At 63.7% G+C, this 8435-nt stretch carries 8 protein-coding genes, 2 tRNA genes and 1 other RNA gene; 3 read left to right on the plus strand and 8 right to left on the minus strand.

The genetic code is table 11. The features are described from left to right. Positions 1 to 9 precede the first annotated feature (9 nt). From IT371_07630 to IT371_07655, 6 genes are all read right to left on the minus strand, one after another. Positions 10 to 888, minus strand: a complete 879-nt coding sequence (locus tag IT371_07630) for an SPFH domain-containing protein (protein MCC6747512.1) — start codon at positions 886 to 888, stop codon at positions 10 to 12. Positions 889 to 1004: 116 nt separating this feature from the next. Beyond that, entirely contained in the window at positions 1005 to 2246 is a 1242-nt protein-coding gene (locus tag IT371_07635; GenBank protein MCC6747513.1) for a tyrosine--tRNA ligase, read from the minus strand. 36 nt (positions 2247 to 2282) lie between these two features. Further along, a complete protein-coding gene (locus IT371_07640) occupies positions 2283 to 3065 on the minus strand; it encodes a TIGR00282 family metallophosphoesterase (protein ID MCC6747514.1) in 783 nt (260 codons plus the stop codon). Further along, complete coding sequence (gene rny, locus IT371_07645) at positions 3065 to 4627, minus strand: ribonuclease Y (GenBank protein ID MCC6747515.1); 1563 nt, start codon at positions 4625 to 4627, stop codon at positions 3065 to 3067. The genes IT371_07640 and rny overlap by 1 nt, the downstream gene beginning before the upstream one ends. Before the next feature lie 426 nt (positions 4628 to 5053). Next, positions 5054 to 5241: non-coding RNA, 6S RNA (ssrS, locus tag IT371_07650), on the minus strand. A gap of 6 nt (positions 5242 to 5247) precedes the next feature. Further along, entirely contained in the window at positions 5248 to 5553 is a 306-nt protein-coding gene (locus tag IT371_07655; protein ID MCC6747516.1) for a cell division protein ZapA, read from the minus strand. 258 nt (positions 5554 to 5811) lie between these two features. Here IT371_07655 and IT371_07660 point away from each other — a divergent pair. Continuing rightward, positions 5812 to 5884, plus strand: a tRNA-Lys gene (locus tag IT371_07660). Between the two features lies 1 nt (position 5885). Next, a tRNA-Glu gene (locus tag IT371_07665) sits at positions 5886 to 5960 on the plus strand. A gap of 45 nt (positions 5961 to 6005) precedes the next feature. On the opposite strand, the gene IT371_07670 is transcribed toward IT371_07665, so the two are convergent. Then, complete coding sequence (locus tag IT371_07670; GenBank protein MCC6747517.1) at positions 6006 to 7118, minus strand: tyrosine-type recombinase/integrase; 1113 nt, start codon at positions 7116 to 7118, stop codon at positions 6006 to 6008. Positions 7119 to 7439: 321 nt separating this feature from the next. On the opposite strand from IT371_07670, the gene IT371_07675 reads away from it, so the two are divergent. Beyond that, positions 7440 to 7742 (plus strand): hypothetical protein, encoded by a 303-nt coding sequence (locus IT371_07675; GenBank protein MCC6747518.1) that lies wholly within the window; start codon positions 7440 to 7442, stop codon positions 7740 to 7742. Positions 7743 to 7866: 124 nt separating this feature from the next. Here IT371_07675 and IT371_07680 read toward each other — a convergent pair whose 3' ends face one another. Next, a complete protein-coding gene (locus tag IT371_07680; protein MCC6747519.1) occupies positions 7867 to 8403 on the minus strand; it encodes a hypothetical protein in 537 nt (178 codons plus the stop codon). Positions 8404 to 8435 lie beyond the last annotated feature (32 nt).

An 8435-nucleotide genomic window follows, 5' to 3' on the forward strand; every position in this document is an offset into this window, starting at 1 on the left:
GGCAAACCCCTACTGATAGATGGTTCCGGCGTTGACCACCGGCTGCGCCTCGCGCTCGCCGCAGAGCACCACGAGCAGGTTCGAGACCATGGCCGCCTTGCGCTCCTCGTCCATCTGCACGACGTGGTTCTTGGCTAGCCGCTCGAGCGCCATCTCCACCATGCTCACGGCCCCCTCCACGATGCGGGTCCGCGCGGCGATGACGGCCGTCGCTTGCTGCCGCCGCAACATCACCTGCGCGATCTCCGGGGCGTAGGCCAGGTGCGTGATGCGGGCCTCCACGATCTGGACGCCTGCCTGTTCGAGGCGCTCTTGGATCTCCTTGGCGAGGGCCTGCGCGATCACCCCCGTCGAGCCGCGCAGCGAGATCGTGTGCTCGTCGTGCGCGTCGTAGGGGTACCGGCTGGCCAGGTTCCGCACGGCCGACTCGGCCTGCACCTTGATGAAGTGCTCGTAGTTCTCCACCTGGAAGCAGGCCTCCGCCGTGTCCACCACCTTCCAGACCACGACCGCGGCGATCTCGACGGGGTTACCGTCCAGGTCGTTCACCTTCAGCCGCTGGCACTCGAAGTTGCGCACCTTCAGCGACAGCCGGGTCTTGCTGTAGAAGGGGTTGGCGAAGCGCAGCCCCTCGTCCCGGGCCGTACCCACGTAGGCGCCGAAGAGCTGGAGCACGCGCGCCTCGTTGGGGCTGATCATGAACAGCCCCTTGAGGAGCAGGAGCGCTCCGACGCCGAGCAGGATCGAGACCGCCGCGAGAGGTCCGGGGTTCATCGCCACGCCGAACCAGACGGCGCCGGCGGCGGCCGCGATGACGATCGCGAGGGCCAACCACCCCGACATGGTGTGGAGAGTCCGTTCCTTGATCGGTTGTGAGCGCTGAGCCATGAACCGCCTCCTTTCGAGGGCACGCGCTACCATTGTGATAGCGAAGTGATATCATGCAAGCCCGAAAGTGCGGCGCGGACGCAGCTCCGCGAGATGGCAAGTCTCTTAGTAGGTGACTAGCCGAGCTCGACGTGGCGGAAGCGCCGCTTCCCGGCCTTCAGGAGGTGTTTCCCCCCCCGGGCCAGCGTCGCGCCCGGGTCGTTCACGCGCACCCCGTCCACCTCGACGCCCCCCTGCGCGATCAGGCGCCGCGCCTCGCTGTTGCTCGCGGCGAGCTCTGCTTCCACCAGTACCCTGGAGAGGAAGATCGTGTCTCCCTCGACCGCGATCGTCACGCTGGAGATCTCTTCGGGGAGACCGCGGCTGGCCCCCGCCGAGGGGTGCAGCCGCTCGAACTCCTCGGCGGCCTTCGCGGCGGCGGCCGGGCCGTGGAAGCGCTCGGTGATCTCGAACGCGAGCTTCGCCTTGGCCTCCTTCGGGTGGCCGGCCTTGATCGCCGCCAGGGCCTCCCCCGAGACCAGCGAGAGCAGCTCGTAGTAGTGCCACATGAGCGGGTCGGAGACGCTCATCAGCTTGCCGTACATCCCCGACTCGCCGCTCGGCGGGTCGTCGACGCCGACGTAGTTGCCGAGCGACTTGGACATCTTCTCGCCGACCAGCGCGCCCTCCTCCAGGTGCCCGTCAGTGCCGAGGAGCAGGTCGGTCGTGAGGATCACCTGCGGGGGCTTGGCGTACTCCCGCATCACCTCGCGCCCCACCATCAGGTTGAAGAGCTGATCGTTACCGCCGAGCTCCACGTCGGCGTCGAGCGCGACCGAGTCGTAGGCCTGCACCAGCGGGTAGAGGAACTCGTGCACCGAGATCGGTTGACCGCTCGTGTAGCGGGTCTTGAAGTCGTTGCGCTCGAGGAGCCGCGCCACGGTGTAGGTGGCCGCCAGCCGCACGAGCTGCTCCGCCGTCATGGGGCCGAGCCACTCGCTGTTGAAGCGGATCTCGGTCTGCTGGGGGTCGAGGATCTTGAAGACCTGGGCCTTGTAGGTCTCGGCGTTCTTCAGCACCTGCTCGCGCGAGAGCGGCGGGCGCGTGGCGCTCTTCCCCGTCGGGTCGCCGATCATGGCCGTGAAGTCCCCGATGAGGAAGACCACGCGGTGCCCGTGCTGCTGGAACTGGCGCATCTTGTTCATCACCACGGTGTGCCCGAGGTGCAGGTCCGGCGCCGTGGGGTCGAAGCCGCACTTCACGCGCAGCGGGCGGCCGAGCTTCAGCTTCTCGGCGAGCGGTCCCTTCATGTCGGCCCAGACGCGCGGCACGACCCCGCGCCCGAGGAGCTCGAGTTGCGTCTCGATCGTTGCGACCATGCCTGCCTCGCTCGCGCGTCCCGTCGGGGACCGCGCCTACGGAAAGTTCTCGCGGACCCGCGTGATGCCGGTCGTGCGCCCCGTCTCGGGGTCGATCTCGAAGATCGCGCCGCAGAGCCGCACGTCGTGCTTGGCCACCTCGAAGCTGGTGGGGCGCAGCGTGAGGAAGCGCCGCAGCACGAGCTCCTTCTTCATCCCGATGACCGAGTCGTAGGGGCCCGTCATGCCGAGGTCGGTGAGGTAGCCCGTGCCGCCGGGCAAGATCTCCTCGTCAGCGGTCTGCACGTGGGTGTGTGTGCCGAAGAGAGCGCTCACCTTGCCGTCGAGGTGCCAGGCCAGAGCGCGCTTCTCGCTCGTCGCCTCGGCGTGGATGTCCACCAGGATGATGCGCGTCTCGCGCCGCAGCTCCTCGATGGCCTCGAGCGCCGTCTCGAAGGGGCTCGGCAGCGGATCCATGAAGACCCGCCCCTGCAGGTTGAGCACCCCCACCTTGACCCCCGACGACGTCTCGCAGAGCCCCACGCCGCGCCCCGGAGTGCCCTCCGGGAAGTTGTGCGGTCGGAGGAAGCGCGGCTCCTTGTCGAGCAGCGGGTAGAACTCCTTGTGGCGCCAGGTGTGGTTGCCCCCCGTGAAGAGCCCGATGGGCATCGAGAGGAGGTCCCGCGCCGTCTCCAGCGTGACCCCCGCCCCCCCGGCCGAGTTCTCCGCGTTGGCGATGACGAGGTCCAGTCGCTCCCGCTCGATGAGCTGTGGCACGAGCGTGCGCACCGCGTCGCGTCCCGGTTGCCCGAAGATGTCCCCCACGCAGAGGATACGCATCAGCGGGCCGTGTCCGTGGCCCGCGTCTCGCGCAGCACGAAGACGCGCACCTGTCCGGGGTAGGTCATCTCCGTCTCCACCTGGCGCGCGATGTCCTTGCTCAGCAGCACGGCCATCTCGTCGCTCACCTGCGTCGGATCGACGAGCACGCGCACCTCTCGTCCGGCCTGGATCGCGTAGGCCTTCTCGACCCCCGCGTAGGACTTGCAGAGCTTCTCCAGGTCGTGGAGGCGCTGGACGTAGGTTTGCAGGCGCTGGCGCCGCGCCCCCGGCCGCTGCGCGCTCAGCTGGTTCGCCGCATCCACTAGGTGGTCGAGCACCGAGGCGGGTGCGACCTCGCCGTGGTGGGCCGCGATGGCCTGCGCGATCTTGGGCGACTCGCCGTACTTCTTCGCGAGCTGCGCGCCGACCGCGGCGTGCGAGCCCTCCATCTCGTGGTCGATGGCCTTGCCCACGTCGTGGAGCAGCCCCGCGCGGCGGGCGTGCTTGACGCTCACGCCGAGCTCGGCGGCCATCACGCCGGCGATATAGCCCACCTCGACGCTGTGCTGGAGCAGGTTCTGCGCGTACGAGGAGCGGAACTTCAGCTGTCCGAGGAGCAGGACCAGCTCCGGGTGCACTCGGGAGAGCCCGAGGTCGAAGACCGCCTGCTCTCCGGCCTCCTTGCACCCCGCGTTCACCTCGTCGGTCGCGCGCCGGACGACCTCCTCGATCCGCGAGGGGTGGATGCGCCCGTCCGATATGAGCTTGCTGAGGACGATCCGCGCCACCTCGCGCCGCACCGGGTCGAAGCAGGAGAGGATCACCGCCTCGGGGGTGTCGTCGATGATCAGGTCCACGCCCGTGGCCGCCTCGAGCGCGCGAATGTTTCGCCCCTCGCGCCCGATGATGCGGCCCTTCATCTCGTCGTTCGGCAGCTGCACGACCGAGACGGTGCGCTCGCTCACGTAGTCGCTCGCGTAGCGCTGGATGGCGGTAGCGATGACCGTCGTGGCGCGCTCCTGCGCCTCCCTCGCGGTCTCCTCCTCGATGCGCTTGATCTCCGCCGCGGCCACCACCTTGGCCTGGTCGGTCATCTGCTGGACGAGGAGGTCGCGAGCCTGCTCGGGCGTCAGCTTGGCCAGCTCCTCCAGGCGCCGGCTGGCCTTGGCCACGAGCTCAGCCGAGCTGCGGGCGCTGGCCTCCGCGGCCTGCTCCCGCCGTCCGAGGTCCCCCTCCTTGCGGGAGAGCTCGGCCTCCTTGGTGCGGAGCTGGTCCTCCTTTTTCTCGAGGCTCTCCTCGCGCTTCACGAGGCGCTCGTGCTGGGACGACAGCTCCGCGAGCTGCCGCTTGGATTCCTGCTCGGCCTGGCTCTTGGCGGCGAAGATGAGCTCCTTGGCCTCGAGCTCCGCCTTGCGATGCAGCGCCTCGGCTTCCTGGCGCGCCGCTTCCACGCGCTGGTTGCCCTGGGTCTCGGCCGACCCGCCGCCCGCTGCCGTGCGTTTGCGCTGGAGGAGCAGGCCGATGAGAAGCCCGACGCCGAGGGCCCCCAGCGCGAGGATCACCACGATGGTCGTGGACAAGGGAGTACCTCCCTGTCATGCACCCTGGTGGACTCAGGCGACGCGTTGGCGTGAGCCACGCGCTGCCGCGAGCTTCCTGCGGACGGGGGCGTGCCGTCCGCAGGGACCGCTCAAAGGCCACCACTTGCGTGGCAGAGAGAAGTGCGAGGAGCTCCGCTGCCCCTTGCGGGGCGTTGGGCGGGCAGCAGCGTGGACCTTGCCCATCGGGCGCGTAAACGTCAGCCCTTCGTCGAGAACCTCATCTCCACACCGCGTTGGCGCTCACGCGCACCGCGCGGCGCGGATCCCGCCGCCATCCCGTCGTGTATCTCGAACCGGAGGCACGTCCGGACCATCGCCTTGAAACCCTCGCAATCCAACCTCGCGAGCGCACTCGCGAGCCTCTATATGAACACCTGCCCACGGGGTCAGGTGGTGGCGCTAAAAGAATCCCCCGCAGCTGCCGTTTGCGCCAGAGCCGTCGAACCGTTGCGGGTCCGAAGACGTCAAGGGGGGGTCCCGCTGCGGCTTCAGGCGCGCTCGACTGGGCGCGCTCACCACCGCAGGGAGGGACTCCCACTCTTCAGGTGCTGGTTCCGCGATGGCCCAGCGCATGACGAGCAGTGCAGGGGAATATGTGTCTATTCGTGCGCCGTCAGGTGCTTCTGCTCCTCCTTCTCGAGGTAGGCCAGAACCGCCTTCGACTTGTCGCGGACACGCCGCTTGAGCTCCGCTCGTTTGCGCCGTTCCTGAAACAGGTCGTCCGCGATGTTGAGCGCCGCGAGCACCACCAGCTTCTGGGTCGGGACCAGCCGGGACGCGCGCTGGACCTCTCCGATGCGCTCGTCCACGTATCCGGCCAGGATGCGCACATAGGTCTCGTCCGCGTCGCTTCTGACGACGAAACGCTCCCCGGCGATCTGCACCTCGACCGGTCGCTTGGACACGCGGGTCGCTCCTTCCGGAAGCTGAGGGACTCCAAACGCTTCGGCGGTCCCCAGGCCCTACGGCCCATCCATCACAACAGAATCCATACTACGGATTCTGTTGCGGATCAGTCAAGGGTCTTGGCTCCGACGGGACGGCTCTTTCTCGACGGGGATCGACCGCGCCGTCGGTCGTCGCCCCGCCAAGCCGCCCGGGGCCTCGCGAAGCTGCCGATTGACACTCCGTTCGCCCCTCTGCTAGAGACCTTCGCGGAGTTCGGGCCCATAGCTCAGGTGGTAGAGCACGTGACTTTTAATCATGTGGCCGCAGGTTCGACTCCTGCTGGGCTCATGTCCCCATCGTCTAGCCAGGCCAAGGACACCGGCCTTTCACGCCGGCGACACGGGTTCGAATCCCGTTGGGGACGCTAGGTTAAACAACAGGTTACACGCATTCCCGCCAACCTTGCCCGTCAATTAACCTTGACCAAACCTTGACCAACGCCCCGCGTCATTGCCCGCCTTGCCGTAACCTTCTCGACCGCAGCGGTTAAATCATCTTCCCCAACGATATTGTAGCGTTCAAAGACCGATCGGGTTTTGTGCCCAGAAATCCGCATGGTTACGATCTCGCTTACCCCTGCCCGCCGCATTTCCGTAATTGCCGCTCGCCTCAAATCGTGAAGCACGAAGCCGTTGATCCCGGGCTCCACGCCCGCCCCTTTGCAGGCAAGGATAAACGAGGCTCGCAAGTTTCGCCAAGGTTTCCCCGTTTGCGGATTTTGAAAGACCCACCTTCCGCCCCCATCCAACCCGCCCAAGGCACAAACGCAACGTTCTGTCAAGGGAACAATTCTTCCCGCGTTCGTTTTTGTGTCTTGGTGCCCAAGTCGAATTGTTCCCCTCTCAAGGTCCACTTGATCCCAACTGAGCCCGAGGACTTCTCCCCGCCGCATTCCCGTATCCCGTAGAAGCACAAGAATGGGCTGAAGGTGGGGGACAGCATGTGCGACAATGTGGTTAAATACGTCGTCGGGCATAAGCACCTTCCGTGCATTGTCATTTGGCCGTAGAAGGTTCTTTACGCCAGCAATCGGGTTGCCCGCCACAAGACCACACCTGATAGCGTAATTGATTATTCGTTTTAATAATTTAAGTTCATGATCTAGCGTGGCCTTGCTAGGTGCTCTGCGATACTTCGTCTTTTCCGTTAATCGTTGGGTGCGGTATTGATCAATGTCAAGCAATGTTAAGCTTTCAATGTTTCGTTCCCCAAGCAATCGTAACAAGTGTTTCGACCTTGACCAATCTTCTTCCCAACTGTCAACGTCTCGCTTGCTAATTGGCCCGTATAGGTCCCACGCACCTTCTACGGTCATTTTCTTGACCCGTGGTTGTTCTACCTCGGGCACCCTTGCAAAACCGCCCCTAATCGCCCTTGGTTTCGCCAAATGAGATTCGCCCGATAAAGCTATCACAGCATCTTCTTTGGTTGCCAAGCCTCTTAGGCGAATCCTCTTTCCTTCCTTCCAAGTATCAACGCCCCAATATTTGACACCTTTTGCAACATAGCAAAATACAGCCATTGCCCTTACCATCCTTTCTATTGGGCAAAGCTGGCTAGATCTCACACCTACAGATTACACCATGATCCCTTCTTCTGCTAGCCCCAAGGGCCCCAGCTGCCCCGCCAAGGCGTTTTCCCGTGGGCCCAAGGGAAGCTGTAGATCCCGCCCCAAGCGGCCCCGCATGATTTACACATTTTCAAATCAAACTATTTGCCCAACCCCGCGAAACCACATTGCAGAAATTATTTACATGCCCCGCCCAATAGGAAGGAACGCGCGAAGCCGAGGTCCGTTGTGGGCCCCGAGGGGAGCGTGGAACCCTAACGGAAGGGAAACGTCATGCGGCGACGCAAAAAAACACGCAAGCAACACAACAAACAATTCCCCGTGAAAGAAGAAGACATGAGCCAAAATCTCTTAAATTGTCTAATGGATGCTGTAATCAACGTCACGCTTAACACCGTAGCGAAAAGCAAAGAACGAGACATTGCAACAATTGAAAACGCAGTGTTAAATGGCTTGGCTGGGGCAATGCATGTTATGAATATTGAATGCGGGTTTGGTCATAGCCCGGATAATCTAGCAAAACTCGTAGCGTCAATGCGTATTCAACGTGTTTCGCCACCCGAGGCGAAAGCCTAACCCCACCCAACGGCCGATCTCGGGGAAGCCCGATTGATCGCCAACCCCACCAATTCCAGCGGCGGCTAAAGCATATTGATTTTAATGATTTAATAGAAAGAGAGGAAGGAAGCAAGGCGGGAACTTACAGAACCTCGTAAGTCGCCCCAGAAAAAACCGCGTCAAACTCCGCAGCCAGCTTAGCCGCCGCTTCCTTCCCACCCTTGCCCGTGCGGCAATAAGCCGCTTTCAGCACCTGCCGCACCGTAGCATTAAGGGCCACGGACCCCCGTTCCGACTTGCAGAATGCCAGGATATCCGCCCTATTCACGGTAGCGGCACCTTTTGCTCGGCTACTCGTTTTCGGCAACGCGGCGATTTCCGCCTTGATTTCCTTGTAACTGCCGTAGACATCATCAAGGCTGCAAGACGACAACCCCTTTTCCAGCACCCTCGCCAACACGCGATCCCGTTGCAGGTCATTCAAGCCGCGTTTCCGCCCAACCTGCTTAGCGAAGATGTTCAGTTGTTGGATGACCCGTTGCGTTTCCGCCGGCAAGGACGCCAACGAAGCCAGCTTCGCCTTTCGCTTGGCCACCGTTTCCGCAACCTTTGCCTTCTTCTCGGCCATGCCAGCCAACGCCGCGTCAACGTCAATCTTCGCTTCCGTCTTCTTTGCCATGGGCTTTCCCCTTTTCATTGGTTTATCGGTCC

The organism is Deltaproteobacteria bacterium, assembly GCA_020848905.1.
GTDB lineage: Bacteria > Myxococcota_A > Polyangia.